Source organism: Alteromonas sp. ABD4_190 (assembly GCF_056160105.1).
In genome coordinates, this window is the sequence record NZ_JBSWWN010000001.1 from 2,278,541 (window position 1) to 2,299,370 (window position 20,830).

Here is a 20,830-nt window from a genome sequence, read left to right on the forward strand (position 1 = left end):
GGCAAAGCCCTTGGAATCTTAGTTCATGCCGTATTGCTTAAGCTTCTTGCGAAGTGTGCCACGGTTGATGCCCATCATGATGGCAGCGCGGGTTTGATTGCCGCGTGTGTAAGTCATGACTTCTTCTAGTAGCGGCGCTTCAACTTCAGCCAGTACCATTTCGTACAGGTTATCGATGTTTGCGTTATCCAATTGCTTAAGGTACTTATTAACCGCTTGCTTTACAGAGTCACGCAGTGGCTTTTGAGCTTGCGTTTGTGAAGGCGTAGTTACTGTAGTAGTAAAAGGTGAAGTCACGTTTTGATCGAACATAATACTGTGTTGCTCTTAAGTTAGTCATCACTATGCTGCGGGAGAAATCTGTCGGGTTTCTCGTGTCTGCAGCGCTTGAAAATATGCATTTAGTGCATCGAGTTGCTCATTCGCATCATCGATAGCGTTAAACGTTTTACGAAACTGACGATCCGTATCGTGCTCCGCGAGATACCAGCCCACGTGCTTACGGGCAATTCTCACACCGGCTATGTCGCCATAAAAGTCCTGCACATTGGCTACGTGCTCATGCAAGAGTTCATATAACTCTGACAGCGGCGGTGCTGGTAGGTTCTCGCCCGTTTCAAGATAGTGTTGGATTTGCTTAAATATCCAAGGTTTACCTTGCGCGCCGCGACCTATCATTACGCCATCTGCACCGGTGTAATTCAGCACCTCTTGTGCTTTCTCTGGAGAAGTAATATCACCATTTGCAATAACAGGAATTGAAATTGCCGCTTTAATTTGGCGTATGGTGCTGTATTCAGCTTCCCCTTTATACATACAAGCTCGTGTTCTGCCGTGAACAGCAAGCGACTGTATGCCGTTTTGCTCTGCAATGCGGGCAATCTCTACCCCATTGCGATTTTCTGGGTTCCAGCCGGTACGAATTTTTAGTGTCACGGGTACATCAACAGCATTAACTACTGCTTTAATAATCGCTTCCACTGTGTCTGGGTATTGAAGCAACGCAGAACCTGCTAGCTTCTTATTGACCTTTTTAGCAGGACAACCCATGTTGATATCGATGATTTGCGCACCGTTCTCAACATTAAATTGTGCTGCTTGAGCCATAAGCTCAGGATCAGCCCCAGCTATCTGTACAGAGCGAATGCCTTCTTCACCCTCATGATTCATACGCGCTTGTGATTTAGCTGTGTTCCAAACCTTCGGATTACTCGAAAGCATTTCTGAAACAACAAGCCCTGCACCTAAGCGCTTACAAAGTTGGCGAAACGGTCTATCTGTTACGCCAGCCATGGGGGCCAACATCAAATTGTTTTCTAACTCGTAAGGTCCAATTCGCATTGTAAAATGTATAGCTCACCATCTAAAACTGCACAGAAAATATACACCCGGCTAAAACGGGGCGCTAAGTGTACGTGTTTTCGCAAGGCTTGAAAAGGCTAAAAATCACACAAAATTTCACTTCGTGGTCTTGACAGTGAAAAAAATCTGTCACATTAGTAAGCTAACGTCGATTTTTAGTGCGAATATTGTACGAAAGTCTTACAGCCCCCGATTTGAAAGGGCTGTAATGTGAAAAAATTAACAAATTATTAGATGATGACGATTTTTATCGTATGAATGTTCGTCGCAATATTGAGGTGGTTTGCCGTAAACGCTCTAATGCGACTAGACGTATATTTAACCGTCTAGTCAGTTTTTTAATCGCGCTTAGTGTTTTTTACCCGACACTCGTGCCCACTCTCCGTCAATGGCACTGGGTTCAAGCGTAATGTCGTTTGAATAAGCGTCTTCAATGCGAGTAACTTGTTCTGCCAGTATGCCTGAGAGCACTAACAAGCCGTCCTTTTTGCAGTAATTAGTAATAACGCCTTGGAGTTCTAATAATGGACCTGACAAGATATTCGCCATAACCACATCGGCTTCAAGTTCAGGCTGGTCTTCCGGTAGATACACATCTAGGCGGTCTTCAACGCCATTGCGGCGTGCGTTTTCTTTTGTCGCTTGCAGGGCTTGCGGGTCAATATCAATACCAATAACGCGCTTAGCACCTAGTTTTAATGCTGCTAGCGCTAAAATGCCTGAGCCACACCCAAAATCGACCACAGTTTTATCTGTCATATCGATACCGTCTAGCCAGCGTAAACAAAGCGCCGTGGTAGGGTGTGTACCAGTACCAAATGCAAGCCCTGGGTCGAGCATCACGTTAACAGCGTTTGGATCTGGAACATCACGCCAGCTTGGGCAAATCCACAAGCGCTCACCAAACTGCATAGGATGGAAGTTATCCATCCACTCTCGCTCCCAGTCTTTATCTTCAAGCGGCTCTAGCTTGTATTTAAAGTCTGGACCAAGCACTTTCGCCTTACCTAGACGTTGCAGAATACCTTTCATATCGGCATCAGCTTCAAATAGCCCTACCACTTGTGTATCTGGCCACAATAACACTTCACCCGGCTTGGGTTCATACATTGGGGTGTCTTTCGCGTCTACATAGGTAACCGCCTGCGAGCCATTTGCCGTTAGCATGTCGCCTATTGATTCTGCGTATTCAGAAGAAGTATTAATTCGAAGTTGTAGCCAAGCCATATTTATCGTTCGTTGAGACCTTTGCTTGTTATTGTACCCTCGCTTGGCGTTAAACAAAATGAAAGGAATTGAAAAGCGATAACAACAGACGCCGTTTGTTGGTGTCAGGGAGCGGAGTGCCTTATTCTTTTGTCCACTGGTACAAACTAATATTGCGTTTATATTGGTACTTAATGCGGTTCAATTATTAAGTTAACCGGAGTTTTATGCGTCTTCTTATCTCTTTTATGTGTGTTGTTGTCTTTGCTTTGCCTACAAAAGCCCGTGAGTTGGATGTGGTTGTTGGCTGGAACAAGCCACCGTATGTTATTTCTCAAGAACACAGCGGTTTTGAAATTGATTTGGTAAGAGCCATTTTAGCGGAAATGGGACATACGCTTTCGCCCATCTATGTTCCGTTTGGACGAACTGCTCGGCTTTTGGAAGATAAAGCTGTGGATATAGGACTGACACAAAACGCTGCGCACAATGTGGATGATACTGTCCTTTCCGACCCATATATCATCTATCAAAATGTTGTTGTGACAAAAGCGCAGAGTCACTATGTTATCAATGATATTGATGATCTGAAGGGCAAGCGTGTCATCGGGTTTCAAACTGCGCAATCGGTATTAGGTGAAGAGTTCAAGCAAGCATTAGCGACAGAGTCAATGTATATGGAAATGGCAAGGCAAGACCGTCAGGTCGATATGCTCATGGCCGACCACGTGGACGCGATTGTTCTAGATAGAAACATTTTCAACTACTTCAAGTCTCAAAATAGCGCCTATGTTGAAGAGGAAACCGTATTCCACGAGTTGTTTCCTATCTCAATATATTGCGCGGCTATACCCAACCCAAAGCTGAGAGCAGAGTTTAATTCAGCCCTTCATCGCTTTATTGCAGATGGTCGGTATCAATTACTGCTCGATGAATATCAGCTTGATAATCTGCTTCACAAGCTGCCAAAGGCGTCCGCCAAACTGTAAATACGTATTTTATCGTGTAGACAGTGAACCATTTTTGTTTCAACGTATATCAAACTAGCAATACGTTTATGTCCGTCACTTTTTACCTAACCGTAGATAAGGGATGATGGTAAAAAGGTCATGGCATAAGAACGTTTTCATAAAAACAATGCGTTAAGGAAAGCTCTATGTTGAAACAGTGGTATTTACTGGCTGTAACCTTGCTGTGCACCGCCTGTGTGTCGCAAGCGCACCGTGAAGATAGCGATAATAAAAAGTGGCTAGATGAGCCAGCATACCTGCAGGCTCAAGCTATCGCTAATGGCGATACTACATCGGCAGAGCTTGTGAGCGGGTATTTAGCTCGAATTAATGAGTTAGATGAAAAGACAAATAGCGTTTTAGCACTAAACCCCAATGCATTAGCAGACGCTAAATCAATTGATAAACAATTTGCCAGTGGAGCGGAATTAGGCCCGTTAGCCGGTATCCCTGTACTTTTAAAAGACAATATAGAGAGCGCAGAAATGCCCACAACGGCAGGCTCTATGGCGCTTATTAATAACGACACCGGACGAGACGCCCCCATTGTGGCGAAGCTAAAAGCAGCGGGCGCGATCATTCTTGGCAAGACTAACCTGTCCGAGTGGGCAAATTTTCGTTCTGAATCATCGATAAGCGGTTGGAGTGCAGTAGGGGGACTAACCCGTAACCCTCACATATTATCGAGAAGCGCATGCGGTTCATCGTCTGGCTCGGGCGCAGCAATGTCACTTAGATTAGCGTCACTTGCCGTAGGTACTGAAACCAATGGCTCTATAATCTGCCCGGCATCTATTAACGGTGTAGTGGGCTTTAAGCCAACCGTTGGTTTACTTTCAAGAACGCACATTGTACCCATTTCATTCAGCCAAGATACGGCTGGACCCATGACATCCAACGTTCAAGACGCATGGCTGATGACAGCGGTAATGGCGGGCGAAGATGCAAGTGATAGTGCTACTGAAAACACAGCTTCCCATCGACCTGACATGCCTTCATCGGAAATGTTGGCAACAGATTTAAAAGGCAAGCGCATTGGCGTTGTCAGGTATCGTCAAGGTGATAACCCTCATGTACTTGACGTCTACGAAAGCGCGCTAAATCAGTTGAAAGCATCGGGTGCTACGCTGGTGGATATTAGTGATTTTTCACAGCCTGATTCATTTTGGGCCGACTCTTACAATGTTTTACTCAGCGAATTCCATCACAGCATCAACGAATATTTGTCGGGATCGCCAGCAGAGATCCCCGTAAGAAATTTATCTGAGCTTATCGCTTTTAACAACCAAACCGAGCGAGAGCTAGCGTTATTCAACCAAGATATTTTTGAAAAGTCGCTAGACGCGGCGCCTATTGATAGCGAAGCGTATCACAGCGCCCTAAGTCTTATTCAAGATACAGCGGGCAAAAATGGTATTGACGCATTGCTAGCAAAACACAATGTCGATGTATTAGTTGCACCTTCAAATAGCCCTTCATTTTTAATTGACGGTGTGTATGGCGATCATTCGCCAGCGGGTTTCATTGGTATAGGCTATCTAGCCGCTGTAGCGGGGTATCCACATCTCACAGTACCGGCGGGTGAAGTGAAAGGCCTTCCAGTAGGCATTAGCTTTATCGGAGGTAAGTGGCAGGATGAAAATGTGCTGAAAATAGGTAAAGTCTTTGAAGCTAAACATGGCTTTTTCATTAAGCCCGGCCTTTTACCTACACGTTTTGATGACCCGAGCTTAAAGGGCATCCAGAATGGACTAAATGAGAGCAGCTAGATAAAAGCACGTGGTTTGAATGTGTAGTCCGTTAAGCAGTATTGAAACTAAAAAGCCCCCGATACTTATCGGGGGCTTTTTCTATTTATGTATGCTGTTTATGTAGCTGCGAGTGATGGTTTAGCCTGGCTTTTTAACCCACGCGCTACACCAGCCATCAGCGTTAACCAGCTTGTTAGGGAAAATGTTACAAGGGCGATATTGTTCGCCATCGGCTCCCTGCACGTACATGCAGTTTGCACATTTTGCACCTTCAACGGTTGAAGACGGTGTGTAGTTTAATGCTTTCGCAGTTGGGTCATCAGCGCTCAATTGTTCTTGAGCTTGTGCACGTAACGCTACACCACCTAATGTAAGACCGATAACTGTAGAGCCAGACAGTTTTAAAAAGTCACGGCGGTTTACAGATTTCATAACATTCTCCTTAAGAGATAGAAACGATAATGATTCTTTTTTATTCAGTGTCTTAAACGCAAAAACCTGCCCAAAGAGGCAGGTTTTGTGTAATGTTTAAATACTATCTCTTTTTGAAAAAAGATCGAATGAAATGTCTTATTTTCACTTGATCTAGATTAAATAAACTTCAGAGTAATAATACCCGATAGTAATTATCAGACCCTTCTATCTGCTACAAGTTCATTTTTTAGCTAGGGGGACTCCGGGTTTGGCGTAGGCAAACTGTGCAACACGCTTAGTGCTATGATAGCTATCTAATCCAGAAATACAGGCAGTGTTTGCTTTTTCTATATCGGCGTATCCGTCTTCATCAATAATGCTCTCTGGCATATGAAGCTCTTGAATCTCTCCAATAACCATTTCGGTTTCGTTAAGCAGTTTTAAATGTTGCGCCACCTTTAAGCCCATCTTGATTTCACTTTCTTTAACAAACGGCGCACTAAATGACTCGCTAAACAGCGGTGTTAAACCCACTGCTTCAAATTCGCTTTCATCAGGGACATAACGGGCAGATGTTTGGTGTGCTTTATCGACCCAATCAGTCGACACGTGATTTAGCGTATAAAAGCCCTGTTGCTTTATATTGCTAAGGGTATCTCTTACCACAGTATGTGGGCGCATGATCATGCCTATAAGTGGTGGGTTAGCACCGACATGAACGATAGAGCTTACAATGGCTAAATTGTTGGTGTTCCCGTTTGTGGTACCCACCAAAGTAGCCGACTTAAAGCCAGATAAACTGTTGACTAGATTAGCTCGGTATCGCTGAGCAAGTTCGTCAATATCGCTGCGTGTAAACTGCTTAGTCATTTTCTCGTTCTGCCTCAATTTGAATGTCGTCACCATGCTGATACGTGGTCAACTCTATGGGTTGGCAGCACACCTGACAGTCGAGTACTTGGACTTGACCCACATCGTTAACTTCATCTATTTCAACGTCGTTAGGCGCCATACAGTAAGGGCAGGAGAAGCCCATGGAACGGGTTAAGCTCATATTTCATTGCCTTATTAATCATGAATAGTGTTTATTACGTAATGCTAAGACGAGTGGATTTTCTTTAGCAAAATACCCCGTTGTTTATGAAAAGAACGCGCCGAGGCAATCGCAATAGCCATTATTAAATGAAAGTCTTGATGATGAGCCCTAATAAACAGCAGTAAGGTGAATGAATAGAGGTGATGGTGTGGCAAATAAAGTAGGAAACTGCCCGTGTTGTAATAGAGAAACGCGCCTGACTTATCATCACCTTATCCCGAAAAAAATGCACCGACGCACCTATTTCAAAAAGCACTTTAGCAAAGCCGAACTGCAGGACGGTATCTATATTTGTAGGCAGTGCCATAGCGGCATACATCGCTTTTATGATGAGATGACATTGGCCAAGCACTACTTCAATTTACAACGTTTACTAGATGACGAGCAGCTTTCAACGTTCTTTCAGTGGGTGTCTAAACAAAGAGTACGTGTTTAATAAAGGGCTTGGTCTAATAACGGCCAGTAGACTTTAAATACATTCGATATGGATTTAATTTGATTAACTTGGCTGTATAAATATACACTATTGGTGTTTTCATAGCCAAAGATACCTCATGCGAAAAGATTTACCGCCACGTTATTACCTCACACATTTTCACGAGTTCCTTAAGTTCTTTGAAGGTGCGAACAGCATGCTTTTGAGTGATGAGGCAGCTGATTTTGTCGAGCGCTTTAACGCATTAGACGATGACAAAAAATGTATTGTAGTACGCGCTGCAAATCGCAAGTATGCGGTTATTGACAGAACCCAGTTTAACTACAGTGAAATCAGCGAGCCGCAAGCACAAATAGATTGTCTCATTGATAGCGGGTGGTTTGGCGACCTTTCGAACGCATCGCTTAATGATATCGCCGGCGTTCTAACCAAAGACGCGTTGTTGGCGCTTCTTGCTGAATACGGCAGTACGCAGGGGCTAGCGTCTCTCACCAAGCCTAAACTCGTGACGTTACTTAATGAACATATCGGTGCTAGAGGTTGGCCAGAGCGCTTTTCGCTAAACAACTATTTAGTGTGTTTATTTGATAATGCGCTTCGCTATTTGCTGTTTATCTATTTCGGTAACACCAAAAGTCGTTTAAACCAGTTTTCTATGCGTGATCTAGGCGTAATGAGAACCCGCTCAGATTCGGTAACCGATACAGCGCGCTTCGATACCAAAAGCGACGCAGAAGCCGCTTGGTTTTACGCCAACCACTACAGCCAGATAGCCTTTTATAACGATGATATGTTAATTGTCTTAGCGGAAGGTGACTTTCCTATAACAGAGGGTGTGTCAGCCAGTTTCTACCGCGACCAGCTGCTTTATGCGCTAGGGCTCAAAGTGTTGGCTTTCGATAAACCCAAAGGGTTAGGCATTTTAAAATTAGCTCAAAGCGATAAAGCAAAAGAAAAGTGGCTAAGGGAGAGCTATAAAGACGGACAAGAAGATGACGTCAAACAAGCCCTTGAGGACATTATTGATAACCCTCAATCCGATACGCTATTAGCGTTTGCCGAAGATTTTTATGCCCGTAAATACCATAAAAAGCGCACCAGTACCGTCACCGATATGCTTCGTAATGCAAGTCGGTCGTTAGATATTGATGTAAGCCAGAATCAACAGGTAGAACGTGGCGTATTGGCCCATTATGCGAGACAAGGCGTAGAAGGCTGGCGCACAGAAAACCGTTTGTGGCGAAGTTTATTCGGTCTTACTTTTTGGAAGCAACTTTACGAAGAAGATACACTGGTTACTGAGTTTGATCGCAGGCCATTATCGCTTAAGCAGAATAACTTTTACGCCAAGTTTGAGCAAAGTATTGAAGCACTGCTGCTTGCCCTTGATAGCAAAGAGAAACTGCGCTTTCACATTCATAAAATGGCCACAATGCACTATGGCAAAGTGAACAGCCTGTTTATGTGGTCAAGCCATTTGCTTACGCCTTTAGAAGCTCTGCTTGAGCACGGTTCGCTCGACAACATCTATGCTTTACTTCGCATGATGTGTAAAGACTTTGAAAGCCTGCGCGATGGTTTCCCCGACATTATGGTGTTTGACGGCGCGCTTCGCTTTGAAGAAATTAAAGCGCCTGGCGATCAGCTTCGTCGAAACCAATTGGTTTCTATTCAGCGTTTGCAGCAAGCCGGTTTTGACGTTGCTGTGACGACAGTGAATTGGGTGCGCGACCCAGCCCAACCCTATGTGGTAGTGGATATTGAGACTACCGGTGGAAACAATAGTTATAACCGCATTACCGAAATAGGCATGGTTAAACTAGTCGGCGGTGAAGAGGTAGACAGATTTCAAACCTTATTGAATCCGCAGCGCAGAATTCCTAGTAACATTACCCGTCTTACCGGGATTTCGGATGATATGGTGGCTGACGCGCCGACTTTTGCTGAAGTCGCAGATCAGGTGGCGCGCTTTACTGAAGACGCTGTGTTTGTTGCCCATAATGTGAATTTTGACTATGGCTTCATTAAACAAGAGTTTGCGCGACTAGAGCAGCATTTTAGGCGCCCCAAAATGTGCACCGTTCGCGAAATGCGGCGAACTTATCCCGGGTTGCCTTCGTACTCATTGGCTAACCTAACTAAGCACTTCCATATCGAAATGGAACAGCACCACCGCGCGTTAAGTGATGCCAAGGCTGCTGCCGAGTTGTTAAAGCTGGCGTTTGAGAAAGATGATGAATTAACGAGTCTGTCAGCGAATTAATAACGTTGTTATTAAACTTTTTAGCATATGGGCACTGAACAAAATGCGCGTAAACTCAGTATTGAGTTGAGTTATAACGTGCATATTGAGATGTAAAACATGGCATTAACTGAAGAACAAGAATCACGAGTTATTGAAATGGCGTGGGAAGATCGTACGCCGTTTGAAGCAATTGAACGTTTATACGGGCTGCCGGAAAAAGACGTGATAAAGCTTATGCGTAAGAACCTTAAACAGAAAACCTTTAAAAACTGGCGAGAGCGCGTGTCGGGCAGAAAAACTAAACACGCTAGCTTGCGCCCAGAAGGTGTGGATAGAGGTTACTGCCCATCTCAGTATAAATACAAGAGTGCCAATAAATAGAAATATATTTGTATTTTCGGGAGCTTCTAGCTTCTTAAAAAATGTAATGCTGTGGCTATTTCTTTGGCGGAGTAATAGTGGTTATAGGTAAAAGAAACGCGGTAAGTTCCTGGCGCAAAGGCGTTGGGAAGACAACCGTGTTTTCTGATTGCAGAATGCTCTTCGCATGGTGAACCTGACGCAAAAGATTTTGGTAGGTTTCATCATTTCGCTGCAATGCTTCAACCTTTCTCATCATGAGTTCTATAAACTCGGCGGTGGATAAATCGTCGTGCTGCCTAATTTCAAAAGCAAGCGCTTTAAGAACATAGGCTTCCCACTCTTTCCGGTAGCTCTCTTTTAAGCGTTCAGGGTATATCGCCAAATCTGCAATATCTTGCGCTAAATCTACAATATCAAGTGGAGCATCGAATAAGACCCGAAATGCAAGAAGCACTTCGTCAGAAAGGCGAGAAATGGGAAGTTTTTCTTTGAACTGAGCGTAGCGGCTTGGCACAAGAACACCTTTTTGTTGCGGGTAAAACTTATAGCTTTCTAGTAATAGACCCAATAATCCTAACTAAATAACTTCGCCTGATTGTAGTAAAACCAATAGCTGGATGAAAGTGGGCTTGGTTAAAAATACGTAATCTAAAATAACTGAACGTATTAGCAGACCAGCCCGTAACCTATTATGCACTGTTAAAGTGTGTACGCGTTCTTGCTGTTTGGCCCATCGTTTGATGGGCCTTTTTTATTTAGCTTAGCCGTTCTTATGCTATCGGTTGTTTTAACGAACTGACGGGCGTCAGTCACTTAACTTTCAAAGGAAAGCTTTATGCCGGCCAGTAACCGGCTGACGCTATCTACAACATCCGCTCTGACAAACCACTCAACATCATTTTTTTCAGAAAGCACACCGCTAAACTCTAGTGAACCACCGTGACCTGTTCCCAGAAAATCTTCAATTAATTCAGCGCGCTCACCAAAGCTACTGTCTATGTAGGAGTAGTATGCGAAGTATTCTATAGGGCATGACGTGTTAAACGCACTGGCTGCAAATTCGCCGCTAGTTCCCACTACAACTTTTGCGGCACTTTCATCAATACGCTGCACTAATTCAACAAACGCCGTATCTTCGTCGTTTACTCGAAACCGATATTCTGCACGAGCAAATGCACCGCCGAGCATTTTTTCAAAACTGGCCTCATAACTGTGGCGTTGGCCCATTTTTGCTGAGTACTCTACTTCGAAATATTCATCTTCGCCCCCAATATTAAAGGCTTCAGACGCTTCTGCGTTAGCTAGTTGGCCAACTACTACTTCAATGGCGGTGTCGTTTTGTAATTGCCTCACGTGGCGTACCCCCGTTATCCAGCCATCTTTCGACAAGCCGGTGGAAGAAACACGCCCTTTGTAGGTCGGAATAATGCCTAGTTCAGTTTTGCCGTAATTGTTTTCATGTCTTAAATAAAGTCGTCTCGCATAGAGATAATCGGTGTTATCGCTGCCGAACGTATTGTGGCTTGATGAAAAGTCATCGCCCGTAACGACAAAGCTGTTTACTGACCACGATGATGTGATGGCTAGAGAGGGATAGTAGCGCAGTCGATATTGTTCGCGGCTAGGGCGGTTAGAGCGATCATCGTATCGAACCTGTATGTCTAGCTTCTGTGAAAAAGTGGGTGCTATTTGTTCTCCAAACGCACTGGTTCCCGAAAAAGTAATGAGTGGTAAAACAAGCAAAAACGGAATTCGCACCTATCGAACCTTAAACAAAGCAATTAGCTAGTTTATACATTAAATCTAATTAATTAGCGCAAAAAAGAACGACTTAACGAAAAAAATACAAAAAAAAGCCGGCAGGGATGCCGGCAACAAGTGGAGTGGGACTCCAATGAGGGTAAAACACACAAAAGTTTAAGGGAGATGTCTTAAAACTTGTGTGCAGTATAGAACCAGTTTTTAAATAGGAAAATCGTTAAAAATTGATTGTGGTAATCGGAAAATTAGAATGTTCTGAATAGCGAATAGCGAATAGCGAATAGCGAATAGCGAATAGCGAATAGCGAACAAAGAAAATTGGGCTACACAAAAAACAGCGTGTAGCCCAAAGGGGGGATTAGGCTAAACCTAGCTTCTTCTCTAGGTAGTGGATGTTAGTTCCACCCGCGAAGAAGTTTTCATCGGCCATAATGGCGCGTTGAAGAGGGATATTCGTTTTAATGCCCTCAACCACAATTTCTTCAAGAGCATGGCGCATACGAGCAATCGCTTCGTCGCGGCTTTCACCATAAGTGATAAGCTTGCCTATCATTGAGTCGTAGTAAGGAGGCACGTGGTAGCCCGCGTAAATATGCGACTCCCAACGAATACCCAAACCACCTGGCGCATGGAACATATTGATTGGACCAGGGCTAGGAATAAAGGTTTGTGGATCTTCTGCGTTAATTCGACATTCAATAGCGTGGCCACGAATTTGAATTTGAGACTGATCAATTGACAGTGGCTGACCGGCTGCAATGCGAAGCTGCTCTTTAATAAGATCAACGCCTGTGATCATTTCAGATACTGGGTGCTCTACCTGAATACGAGTATTCATTTCAATGAAATAAAATTCACCATTTTCATATAGGAACTCGAAAGTACCTGCACCACGGTAGCCAATTTCAATACAGGCTTTGCGGCAGCGATCACCAATCTTTGTTCGCATTTGCTCAGAAATACCCGGTGCAGGTGCTTCTTCAACCACTTTTTGGTGGCGACGCTGCATTGAACAGTCACGCTCACCTAGGTGAATGGCGTTGCCTTGGCCATCGGCTAATACCTGAATTTCAACGTGACGTGGGTTTTCAAGGAATTTTTCCATGTAAACCGTTGAGTTACCAAATGCAGCGCCAGCTTCCGCTTGCGTTGTTTCAATGGCTTTAATCAACTCAGCTTCGCTGCGCACCACGCGCATACCACGGCCACCGCCGCCGCCCGCAGCTTTAACGATGATTGGGTAACCAATGCGCTTAGCAATGGCTTTATTGCGCTCGGCGTCGTCAGTTAGCGGGCCGTCAGAACCTGGTACACACGGTACGCCTGCCTTTTTCATGGCGTTGATAGCAGAAACTTTGTCACCCATAAGGTTGATAGTTTCAGCTTTAGGACCAATGAAAATAAAGCCGCTTTTTTCTACCGCTTCAGCAAAGTCTGCGTTTTCCGCTAGGAAACCGTAACCTGGGTGAATAGCAATAGAGTTAGTGACTTCTGCAGCAGCGATAATGCGCGGTATATTAAGGTAGCTTTCGGTTGCCGATGCTTTACCAATACAAATTGATTCATCAGCTAGCAACACGTGCTTCAAGTTTTTATCCGCAGTCGAGTGCACGGCTACGGTTTTGATGCCCAATTCTTTACAGGCTCTCAAAATACGTAGGGCAATCTCACCACGGTTAGCAATAAGTACTTTATCTAGCATAGTTAAGCACTCGCTTATTCAATGATGAACATTGGCTGGTCGAATTCTACAGGGTCTTGGTTTTCAACCAAGATTGCCTTAACCACACCTGCTTTGTCTGCTTCAATTTGGTTCATCATCTTCATCGCTTCAACGATACAAAGCGTGTCGCCAACTTTTACTTGTTGACCAACTTCTGCAAATGGTTTTGCCGTAGGTGAAGATGCACGGTAGAACGTACCTACCATTGGAGACTTAACAACGTGACCTTCTGGCTGAGCTGGCTCTGCTGGTGCTTCAGAAGCAGTGGTAGCGGCCGCCGCTGGAGCAGGTGCCACTTGCGGTGCAGCAGGTGCTGCAAAGCTGTAGTTCATTGGCGCTTGAACACCCGTTGGGCCACGGTGGATTCGTACAGACTCTTCGCCTTCAGTGATTTCTAGCTCGGCAATGCCAGATTCTTCCACTAGTTCGATGAGTTTTTTAATCTTTCTAATATCCATGTTCTGTCTCTGCTTTATTTATGCGATTTCGGTAAGTTGATTGCTGCAGTTAGCGCGAGCGAATAGCCCATGGCACCAAGGCCAACAATGACGCCAGCTGCAACATCAGAAAAATAAGAATGATGACGAAACGGTTCACGGGCGTGAACGTTCGACAAATGCACTTCAATAAACGGGATATTGACACTTAATAATGCATCGCGAAGGGCGACGCTGGTGTGCGTGAAGGCAGCAGGATTAATAATAATGGCATCAACAGTACCCATAGCAGCGTGCACGCGATCAATCAGTTCAAACTCAGCGTTTGACTGAAAATGCGTTAAGGTCACGTTGCTTGACGCAGCCTGCGCCTGCAAATCATCTACGATGTCTTGCAAGGTTTGCGTGCCGTATTTGTCGGGTTCTCTTTGGCCTAACATATTCAGGTTAGGGCCATTTAATAATAAAATATTCATCTAGTTTGCTGCTATCTTCGGGAAAAAGTCACGGTTATTGCTATTTCAACAAACTTTTGTGACAGTTGCACGAAAAAAAGCCAATTTATTTGCTCGTTTATTGTGTTAACTGATGATTATAGTGATAGATAAAGATTTAGCAGCAAAATACTGGTCTAATCAGGTGTTTTCGGCGCAAAGTTTATTGGGTGGTTTGCTCAGTTGGTGCGTTAAAAATCGCAGCATGCAGCGCTCTCAGAAGGCGTTAGTTCAGGATATGCTGGAGTTTTAGCGAAAAGTACCGGTGATGTATTGTCGTAAAATACTAAGGTGCGGCTTTCGTTGAGGAGCCTTTTAGAGAAAACGGCACACTAACGTATTTACCATGGAATTTGGCTACATATATGCCAAAGTGAAGGTGGGGTAAGGAAGAAAACCCCGTATTGCCGGTATAACCGATAAGTTGCCCGCGTTTTACAGCTTGCCCTCTTGTTACCACAACGCCTTTATATTTCAGATGGTAGTATTCGCCGGTGGTTCCGTCGCTATGAAGAACAACAACATAGTTAGCGTGTTTAGCAAACTTCGGCGCTGGCCCGCCTTTCGTGCCGTCATCTCTCGTGTCGATCACTACGCCTTCTCGGGCGGCTAAAATAGGGGTTCCAACAGGCGCGGCAAAATCGAGAGCATACCTTGACGCCCCCGAATGACTAAAATTGCCGTTAAAGCCTTGAACAATACGGTATTTGCTAGCTGGTTGTAGCGGTGGCAGATACGTATAGGCGTTGTCGTGTATCGCGTCTACGCGGCCCACCGTCCATTTAACGCGCATAGACGCCCAGAATGCATCGGCATTTTTTACTACGCCAAGGGGCACCTGATCATTGGTATCTAAAAACGCGTTAACATGGGTTTTTGATTTAAGCTCACCCTTGCCTGTAGGGATATCCTGCAAAACAGAAGAATAAAGGGTTAAGGCTACGGGCAATTCTACATTTCTCTGTACTGAGACTAAATAAAGAGAAGAAGACGAAGGAGTAAGCACAAAACAAAAGCGCTTGTTATCGAAGCACCCCGTGGTTTTCGCTGTTATTGATAGGGAAAAAGTAAGCGAAATAAATAAGAAGGCCAGCATTGAATCCAACCTTCTTTTCTGAACCCCGTTTCTACCCAAGATAAAGAGAGCAGCGCTTCGCACCGCTCGCCATACTCGCCATATGAGAAGAGGAAAGGTCTCGAATAGAAGCGCCTTAGTCCAAGCGACCACTTTGAGCATCATTAACGTCAGACCCATTGTTAAGCCACGCGTTTACGTGACCGGCAAAGGCGTCTGCTTTCATAAACCCGGTGACACGGGCCTTGGTTAGCTCGTCGCCGTTTTTGTCAAAGAATAAAATGGTTGGCAGGCCTAGTACAGTGAAGGTGTCAAAAATCTCTTGGCGCTCTGGCGTGTTATCGGTAAGGTCCATTTGCATCCATACTGTATTACTAAGCGCAGATACCACTTGCTCATCTGGGAATGTGTACTTCTCGAACTCCTTACAGGCTACGCACCAGTCGGCGTACAAATCGACCATCACGGTTTTACCTTGTGCGTTAGCCGCCGCTATTTTATTGCGTAAGTCTGCTAAGTCTCTGGCAACAACAAAGTCTGGGTGCCCGGCGTGAACACCTTCAGCGTGTTCGCCCCAAAGCCCGGTGTTGAGCCCTGCTTGATAAGTAAGACCAGCACTTCCCATAATGCCTATTGCCACCACAACAGCACGTACAAGCTTCATCAGTGAGTTCTTACTTGCGCGATTGAGTACCCAGTAATAACCGAATAGACCAAAACCTAGCAAGCCCCATAAGAGGCCAGTGGCAGGGCTATTGTATAAACGCTCTATAAACACAATGGCTACCGCTAGCATCATAAAACCAAAGGTAACTTTAACCACATTCATCCAGTTACCCGCCTTAGGAAGCAGCTTACCGCCCGTCATACCAAACAGAATAAGTGGTACGCCCATGCCTATACTAAGTAAGTAAAGGGAAATGAAGCCCAAGGTCATATCGCCAGTTTGGGCGATAAATAACAATATGCCGGTTAGCGGCGCAGTAGTGCAGGGCGATGCGATAAGACCTGACAAAACACCCATCACAAATACACCTGCGAAACTGCCGGGCGTTTGATTGTTACTCATGTGAGTGAGCTTTTCTTGATACTTTGCCGGTAGCTGAATTTCAAAGCCACCAAACAGGGCAGCGGCAAGTGCCACAAATAGCACAATGAATACGCCCAGCACCACAGGGTGTTGCAGCGCAGCTTGAAACTGTGCGCCTGCTACGGCAACCACTAATCCAAGCAGTGAGTATGTGATCGCCATACCTTGCACATAAACAAAGGTTAACCAGAATGAATGCGATGCGGTTTTAGGTTTGCCCTGACCAATCACTATGCCCGACACAATGGGGTACATAGGGAACACGCAAGGCGTGAAGGCTAAGCCAACGCCTAATGCAAAAAATAAGGCTAGAGTTAGAGCAAGGTTATCTTTATCGATAAGCTGTTGGGCTAAATCAAACTGCTCGCTTTGCGAAGAGGTCGCTGCGTCATTTAACTCTGAGGCCGTATCTGTGTCAGCAACTGCACTGCTTCCCACTTCATTTAAATATACGACTTTCACCGTGGGCGGGTAGCAAAGCCCTGCGTCTGCACAGCCTTGATAACGAATTTTAACTACGCTGTCACGAACTGCCGATTCGATAGGCAGAGTAATAGATACGCCGTTATAAAAGACTTCAGACTCGCCAAAAAACTCATCTTCAATCATTACCCCATTTGGGTACACAGGCTCGCCAATTTCGGCTTCTTTCGCCACAAACTTAAACTGCTTTAAATACAGATAATAGCCATCCGCAATATCGAAGCTTAAGGTAAGCACATTGTTTTTTTGATTGAAATCGAACGCAAACGCTTGGTCTACATCTAAAAACTGGGGTTCATCTGCAAATGGATCGTCAAAAGCATTTGGCACCTGTGCATAGGCGAATGCGCTTAATAGCGACAGTAAACAAAACGCTGAGAGAACATAAGCAGTAAAGCGATGGAACAGCGAAGCTGATGTAGTGCCTGATGAAAAAGAAGGTAAAGTCATAAAGTTACGGTTCATTATATCTATTGTGCGTTGTCGTTATTTTTATTGGAAAAACGTTTTTAACTAGCGCTGTAGCGTGATTTGTAACCACTGACCGTAAGCGCTGCTAGCCTCGGCATTAAGTTCTAGCCATTCAGGTACATCGTACGGATGTAGCTCGCTAACCTTATCAAAAGCTTGTAATGCAAGCTGTGTGTTCGTTTTAATGATTAACTGGCATTCCGTATCGGTCTCTATCTTACCCTGCCATTCATAAACAGACTCAATACCCTTAACAATATTCACGCAAGCTGCAAGCCTTTCTTTAACCAAGGTGCTGGCAATCAACTGCGCTGTCTTTTCATCTGGAGTGGTACACAGTACAAGCTTTATTGTCATAAACGTATCCTACCTTGTTTGCGCCTGTTACTTTGCTAATGAGCCGATGCGTTATAGACCCGAATCAGCACTCTATTCTTTCATAGCTAACGTATAGCTCAATCGTTATCGGTCGCTTTACGTGGCTATTTAAGCGAAAGGGTGGGCACCTTTTCTTGTTATTACGTACAAAGACCTTATAACAGGTTATGAATACATGAAAGAGGAAGCATTTTGCGGGTTTTATTTATACTGTTTGCCCTATTACCTATTTTAGAAATTGCGTTGCTGATAAATGTGGGCAGCGTGATTGGTGGTTGGAATACCGTCGGCTTGGTACTTCTTTCTGCCTTTATTGGTGCTTACTTTGTTAAACGCGAAGGGGTAAGTACGCTGCAGACGGCACAAGAGAAAATGCAGCGAAATGAAGTGCCTGGAAAAGAGCTGGTTGAAGGATTAATGCTAGTGGTAGCGGGCATTTTACTTGTTACGCCAGGCTTTATTACCGATATCTTCGGTTTCCTTTTAGCAATGCCGGGCTCACGTCATTTCTTTGCTGCACAGGTAAGTAAGCATATGAAAATGCGCGTTGTTGCTCCGGGAATGGGGCCTGGTATGGGGCCGGGAGCTTCAGGTTTCGGGCAAGGTCAGTCTCCTTTTGGTCAAGGTCCTTTCGGCGAGCATTCACGCTCACACAACGATGATGGTGATGTGTTTGAAGGAGAGTACTCGGATCGCACCACCAACGACCCGGATAAGCGCTTAAAATAAAAAGATCTACAGGCCCAAATTTAATGGCCCCTCCCTTAGGCTATGAACGCCGTTTACCGCGATAAACGGCGTTTACTTGCCCAATAAAAAGAAGTATTTAGCGAAAAAACCAATTTTTTTACATTTTTTTGTTTAAAAACCCTTGAAGTTATCTGGGTACTACCCCATCTATCCGTGCAGATAAGATTTTAACTGCTCAGCAATGAGCAACCCAGGCACACAATATTCAGACAGTCTGAATATTGGTAATCACATAAACTTGAATAGTGGAATTTTCAGGAGACTTGAAAATGGCAATTCGTCCTTTACACGACCGCGTAATCCTTAAGCGCGCAGAGCAAGAAAGCAAATCTGCAGGCGGTATCGTTCTGACTGGTTCTGCAGCAGAAAAATCTACACGCGGCGAAGTAATCGCAGTAGGTAACGGTCGCATTCTTGAGAACGGCGAAGTTAAAGCGCTAGACGTTAAAGTAGGCGACACCGTTATTTTCAACGACGGTTACGGCGTTAAAACAGAAAAGCTGGATGGTGAAGAAGTACTAATCCTAAGCGAAAGCGACATTCTAGCGATTGTTGAGTAATTACAACTAACGTTAAAACGAATTTTAGAGGAATTTAATCATGGCAGCTAAAGAAGTACGTTTTGGTGATGACGCTCGCAGCAAAATGCTAAAAGGCGTAAACACACTAGCTAACGCAGTTAAAGTAACACTAGGTCCAAAAGGCCGTAACGTTGTTCTAGACAAGTCTTTCGGTGCACCAACTATCACTAAAGATGGTGTGTCTGTAGCGAAAGAAATCGAGCTTGAAGACAAGTTCGAGAACATGGGCGCGCAGATGGTAAAAGAAGTTGCGTCTAAAGCGAACGACGAAGCAGGTGACGGTACAACTACTGCAACTGTACTTGCGCAAGCAATCGTAACTGAAGGTCTTAAGAGCGTTGCAGCGGGTATGAACCCAATGGATCTTAAGCGCGGTATCGACAAAGCAGTTGCAGCGGCTGTTGAAGAGCTTAAAGCTCTTTCTACTGACTGTGCAGACAGCAAGTCTATCGCACAAGTAGGTACTATCTCTGCAAACTCTGATTCAGAAGTTGGCGATATCATTGCTCAAGCAATGGAAAAAGTAGGTAAAGAAGGTGTAATCACAGTAGAAGAAGGTCAGGCGCTTCAAAACGAACTAGACGTTGTTGAAGGTATGCAGTTCGACCGCGGTTACCTATCTCCATACTTCATCAACAACCAAGAAAACGGTACTGTTGAACTAGACAACCCGTTCATTCTATTGGTAGACAAGAAGATTTCTAACATCCGCGAACTACTTCCTACCCTTGAAGGCGTAGCGAAAGCTGGTAAGCCGCTTATGATCATCGCTGAAGATGTTGAAGGCGAAGCGCTTGCTACTCTAGTAGTAAACAACATGCGCGGTATCGTTAAAGTTGCAGCGGTTAAAGCACCAGGTTTCGGTGACCGTCGTAAAGCAATGCTTCAAGACATCGCTATCCTAACTGGCGGTACTGTAATCTCTGAGGAGATTGGTCTAGACCTTGAAAAAGTACAGCTTGAAGACCTAGGTACTGCTAAGCGCGTAGTTATCAACAAAGACAACACCACTGTTGTTGACGGTAACGGCGACCAAGAAGCGATTGAAGGCCGTTGTGCTCAAATCAAAGGTCAAATTGAAGAGTCATCTTCAGATTACGACAAAGAAAAGCTTCAAGAGCGTCTAGCTAAGCTTTCTGGTGGTGTTGCAGTAATTAAAGTTGGTGCAGCAACTGAAGTTGAAATGAAAGAGAAGAAAGACCGCGTAGAAGATGCACTACACGCAACTCGCGCAGCGGTTGAAGAAGGTGTGGTACCTGGTGGTGGTGTAGCACTAGTTCGCGCAGCAGCTAAGCTTGCTGAGCTTACTGGCGACAACGACGACCAAACAGTAGGTATTAAGCTTGCGCTACGTGCAATGGAAGCGCCTCTACGTCAAATCTCTATCAACTCAGGTGCAGAAGCATCAGTAGTTGTTAACGAAGTGAAGAACGGCGAAGGTAACTACGGTTACAACGCTGGTAACGACACTTACGGCGACATGCTAGAGATGGGTATCCTTGACCCAACTAAAGTAACGCGCTCTGCACTTCAGTTCGCATCGTCAATTGCTTCATTAATGATCACAACTGAAGCAATGGTAGCTGAACTACCTAAAGAAGAAGCAGCGCCTGCAATGCCTGATATGGGCGGCATGGGCGGTATGGGCGGTATGATGTAATCAGTCGCTGCCTTTTATGGTCCTTTTGAATCAATGGGTTACGA

The 20,830-nt window shown here is 44.8% G+C and carries 22 protein-coding genes; 8 read left to right on the forward strand and 14 right to left on the reverse strand.

Translation table 11 applies throughout. The features are described 5' to 3' along the window. Positions 1-18: 18 nt before the first annotated feature. From fis to prmA, 3 genes are all read right to left on the reverse strand, one after another. On the reverse strand, positions 19-312 hold the full coding sequence (gene fis / locus ACXAFM_RS10055) for a DNA-binding transcriptional regulator Fis (protein ID WP_012520109.1): 294 nt from the start codon (positions 310-312) through the stop codon (positions 19-21). Between the two features lie 30 nt (positions 313-342). Beyond that, positions 343-1,341 (reverse strand): tRNA dihydrouridine synthase DusB, encoded by a 999-nt coding sequence (dusB, locus tag ACXAFM_RS10060; protein WP_014951289.1) that lies wholly within the window; start codon positions 1,339-1,341, stop codon positions 343-345. A gap of 369 nt (positions 1,342-1,710) precedes the next feature. Next, positions 1,711-2,589, reverse strand: a complete 879-nt coding sequence (gene prmA / locus ACXAFM_RS10065) for a 50S ribosomal protein L11 methyltransferase (protein WP_474834363.1) — start codon at positions 2,587-2,589, stop codon at positions 1,711-1,713. 206 nt (positions 2,590-2,795) lie between these two features. On the opposite strand from prmA, the gene ACXAFM_RS10070 reads away from it, so the two are divergent. Both ACXAFM_RS10070 and ACXAFM_RS10075 read left to right on the forward strand, forming a co-directional pair. After that, the gene (locus ACXAFM_RS10070; protein WP_474834365.1) at positions 2,796-3,557 is read left to right on the forward strand and encodes a substrate-binding periplasmic protein; all 762 of its coding nucleotides are present in this window, start codon (positions 2,796-2,798) and stop codon (positions 3,555-3,557) included. A 167-nt stretch (positions 3,558-3,724) separates the two neighbouring features. Continuing rightward, positions 3,725-5,347, forward strand: a complete 1,623-nt coding sequence (locus ACXAFM_RS10075; RefSeq protein ID WP_474834367.1) for an amidase — start codon at positions 3,725-3,727, stop codon at positions 5,345-5,347. 120 nt (positions 5,348-5,467) lie between these two features. Here the strand turns inward: ACXAFM_RS10075 and ACXAFM_RS10080 are convergent, their stop codons facing one another. From ACXAFM_RS10080 to ACXAFM_RS10090, 3 genes are all read right to left on the reverse strand, one after another. Then, on the reverse strand, positions 5,468-5,761 hold the full coding sequence (locus tag ACXAFM_RS10080) for a high-potential iron-sulfur protein (protein ID WP_118491294.1): 294 nt from the start codon (positions 5,759-5,761) through the stop codon (positions 5,468-5,470). A gap of 222 nt (positions 5,762-5,983) precedes the next feature. Continuing rightward, positions 5,984-6,613 (reverse strand): flavin reductase family protein, encoded by a 630-nt coding sequence (locus ACXAFM_RS10085; protein WP_474829137.1) that lies wholly within the window; start codon positions 6,611-6,613, stop codon positions 5,984-5,986. Beyond that, entirely contained in the window at positions 6,606-6,797 is a 192-nt protein-coding gene (locus ACXAFM_RS10090; protein WP_105932532.1) for a zinc ribbon domain-containing protein, read from the reverse strand. Before ACXAFM_RS10090 ends, ACXAFM_RS10085 begins: the two co-directional genes overlap by 8 nt. A gap of 172 nt (positions 6,798-6,969) precedes the next feature. On the opposite strand from ACXAFM_RS10090, the gene ACXAFM_RS10095 reads away from it, so the two are divergent. From ACXAFM_RS10095 to ACXAFM_RS10105, 3 genes are all read left to right on the forward strand, one after another. Beyond that, on the forward strand, positions 6,970-7,275 hold the full coding sequence (locus tag ACXAFM_RS10095; protein WP_474834369.1) for a hypothetical protein: 306 nt from the start codon (positions 6,970-6,972) through the stop codon (positions 7,273-7,275). Between the two features lie 118 nt (positions 7,276-7,393). Then, on the forward strand, positions 7,394-9,538 hold the full coding sequence (locus ACXAFM_RS10100) for an exonuclease domain-containing protein (RefSeq protein WP_474834371.1): 2,145 nt from the start codon (positions 7,394-7,396) through the stop codon (positions 9,536-9,538). A 99-nt stretch (positions 9,539-9,637) separates the two neighbouring features. Continuing rightward, positions 9,638-9,901 (forward strand): TIGR03643 family protein, encoded by a 264-nt coding sequence (locus ACXAFM_RS10105; RefSeq protein WP_179984972.1) that lies wholly within the window; start codon positions 9,638-9,640, stop codon positions 9,899-9,901. A gap of 55 nt (positions 9,902-9,956) precedes the next feature. Here ACXAFM_RS10105 and ACXAFM_RS10110 read toward each other — a convergent pair whose 3' ends face one another. The 8 genes from ACXAFM_RS10110 to cutA all read right to left on the reverse strand — a co-directional run bounded on the left by ACXAFM_RS10110 (position 9,957) and on the right by cutA (position 17,774). Next, a complete protein-coding gene (locus ACXAFM_RS10110) occupies positions 9,957-10,397 on the reverse strand; it encodes a hypothetical protein (RefSeq protein WP_474834373.1) in 441 nt (146 codons plus the stop codon). 299 nt (positions 10,398-10,696) lie between these two features. Continuing rightward, entirely contained in the window at positions 10,697-11,641 is a 945-nt protein-coding gene (locus ACXAFM_RS10115; RefSeq protein ID WP_474834375.1) for a hypothetical protein, read from the reverse strand. Positions 11,642-12,002: 361 nt separating this feature from the next. Then, positions 12,003-13,346 carry an acetyl-CoA carboxylase biotin carboxylase subunit gene (accC, locus tag ACXAFM_RS10120; RefSeq protein ID WP_474829146.1) on the reverse strand — a complete coding sequence of 448 codons (1,344 nt, stop codon included), beginning with the start codon at positions 13,344-13,346 and terminating at the stop codon, positions 12,003-12,005. 14 nt (positions 13,347-13,360) lie between these two features. Continuing rightward, the gene (gene accB, locus ACXAFM_RS10125; RefSeq protein ID WP_474829148.1) at positions 13,361-13,825 is read right to left on the reverse strand and encodes an acetyl-CoA carboxylase biotin carboxyl carrier protein; all 465 of its coding nucleotides are present in this window, start codon (positions 13,823-13,825) and stop codon (positions 13,361-13,363) included. Between the two features lie 14 nt (positions 13,826-13,839). Beyond that, positions 13,840-14,280, reverse strand: coding sequence for a type II 3-dehydroquinate dehydratase (gene aroQ / locus ACXAFM_RS10130; RefSeq protein ID WP_014951275.1), 441 nt, complete (start codon positions 14,278-14,280; stop codon positions 13,840-13,842). Positions 14,281-14,584: 304 nt separating this feature from the next. Further along, complete coding sequence (locus ACXAFM_RS10135; protein ID WP_474834377.1) at positions 14,585-15,394, reverse strand: M23 family metallopeptidase; 810 nt, start codon at positions 15,392-15,394, stop codon at positions 14,585-14,587. A gap of 115 nt (positions 15,395-15,509) precedes the next feature. Further along, positions 15,510-17,396, reverse strand: coding sequence for a protein-disulfide reductase DsbD (locus tag ACXAFM_RS10140; protein WP_474834379.1), 1,887 nt, complete (start codon positions 17,394-17,396; stop codon positions 15,510-15,512). A gap of 63 nt (positions 17,397-17,459) precedes the next feature. Beyond that, the gene (gene cutA, locus ACXAFM_RS10145; protein WP_474829154.1) at positions 17,460-17,774 is read right to left on the reverse strand and encodes a divalent-cation tolerance protein CutA; all 315 of its coding nucleotides are present in this window, start codon (positions 17,772-17,774) and stop codon (positions 17,460-17,462) included. A 213-nt stretch (positions 17,775-17,987) separates the two neighbouring features. On the opposite strand from cutA, the gene ACXAFM_RS10150 reads away from it, so the two are divergent. The 3 genes from ACXAFM_RS10150 (at position 17,988) to groL (ending at position 20,786) form a co-directional block, all read left to right on the forward strand. Continuing rightward, complete coding sequence (locus ACXAFM_RS10150) at positions 17,988-18,524, forward strand: FxsA family protein (RefSeq protein ID WP_474834381.1); 537 nt, start codon at positions 17,988-17,990, stop codon at positions 18,522-18,524. 290 nt (positions 18,525-18,814) lie between these two features. After that, positions 18,815-19,105 carry a co-chaperone GroES gene (locus tag ACXAFM_RS10155; protein ID WP_012520088.1) on the forward strand — a complete coding sequence of 97 codons (291 nt, stop codon included), beginning with the start codon at positions 18,815-18,817 and terminating at the stop codon, positions 19,103-19,105. A gap of 40 nt (positions 19,106-19,145) precedes the next feature. Beyond that, a complete protein-coding gene (gene groL / locus ACXAFM_RS10160) occupies positions 19,146-20,786 on the forward strand; it encodes a chaperonin GroEL (protein ID WP_474829158.1) in 1,641 nt (546 codons plus the stop codon). The last annotated feature ends 44 nt before the right edge of the window (positions 20,787-20,830 follow it).

What these genes read in the sequence shown, in the direction of transcription:
- ACXAFM_RS10155 (WP_012520088.1), top strand. Translation starts at nt 18,815, where the DNA reads ATGGCAATTCGTCCTTTACACGACCGCGTAATCCTTAAGCGCGCAGAG.
- prmA (WP_474834363.1), bottom strand. Translation starts at nt 2,589, where the DNA reads ATGGCTTGGCTACAACTTCGAATTAATACTTCTTCTGAATACGCAGAA.
- dusB (WP_014951289.1), bottom strand. Translation starts at nt 1,341, where the DNA reads ATGCGAATTGGACCTTACGAGTTAGAAAACAATTTGATGTTGGCCCCC.
- ACXAFM_RS10085 (WP_474829137.1), bottom strand. Translation starts at nt 6,613, where the DNA reads ATGACTAAGCAGTTTACACGCAGCGATATTGACGAACTTGCTCAGCGA.
- groL (WP_474829158.1), top strand. Translation starts at nt 19,146, where the DNA reads ATGGCAGCTAAAGAAGTACGTTTTGGTGATGACGCTCGCAGCAAAATG.
- aroQ (WP_014951275.1), bottom strand. Translation starts at nt 14,280, where the DNA reads ATGAATATTTTATTATTAAATGGCCCTAACCTGAATATGTTAGGCCAA.
- accB (WP_474829148.1), bottom strand. Translation starts at nt 13,825, where the DNA reads ATGGATATTAGAAAGATTAAAAAACTCATCGAACTAGTGGAAGAATCT.
- ACXAFM_RS10105 (WP_179984972.1), top strand. Translation starts at nt 9,638, where the DNA reads ATGGCATTAACTGAAGAACAAGAATCACGAGTTATTGAAATGGCGTGG.
- ACXAFM_RS10095 (WP_474834369.1), top strand. Translation starts at nt 6,970, where the DNA reads ATGAATAGAGGTGATGGTGTGGCAAATAAAGTAGGAAACTGCCCGTGT.
- ACXAFM_RS10090 (WP_105932532.1), bottom strand. Translation starts at nt 6,797, where the DNA reads ATGAGCTTAACCCGTTCCATGGGCTTCTCCTGCCCTTACTGTATGGCG.
- ACXAFM_RS10100 (WP_474834371.1), top strand. Translation starts at nt 7,394, where the DNA reads ATGCGAAAAGATTTACCGCCACGTTATTACCTCACACATTTTCACGAG.
- ACXAFM_RS10075 (WP_474834367.1), top strand. Translation starts at nt 3,725, where the DNA reads ATGTTGAAACAGTGGTATTTACTGGCTGTAACCTTGCTGTGCACCGCC.
- ACXAFM_RS10070 (WP_474834365.1), top strand. Translation starts at nt 2,796, where the DNA reads ATGCGTCTTCTTATCTCTTTTATGTGTGTTGTTGTCTTTGCTTTGCCT.
- ACXAFM_RS10080 (WP_118491294.1), bottom strand. Translation starts at nt 5,761, where the DNA reads ATGAAATCTGTAAACCGCCGTGACTTTTTAAAACTGTCTGGCTCTACA.
- ACXAFM_RS10140 (WP_474834379.1), bottom strand. Translation starts at nt 17,396, where the DNA reads ATGACTTTACCTTCTTTTTCATCAGGCACTACATCAGCTTCGCTGTTC.
- cutA (WP_474829154.1), bottom strand. Translation starts at nt 17,774, where the DNA reads ATGACAATAAAGCTTGTACTGTGTACCACTCCAGATGAAAAGACAGCG.
- ACXAFM_RS10135 (WP_474834377.1), bottom strand. Translation starts at nt 15,394, where the DNA reads ATGCTGGCCTTCTTATTTATTTCGCTTACTTTTTCCCTATCAATAACA.
- accC (WP_474829146.1), bottom strand. Translation starts at nt 13,346, where the DNA reads ATGCTAGATAAAGTACTTATTGCTAACCGTGGTGAGATTGCCCTACGT.
- fis (WP_012520109.1), bottom strand. Translation starts at nt 312, where the DNA reads ATGTTCGATCAAAACGTGACTTCACCTTTTACTACTACAGTAACTACG.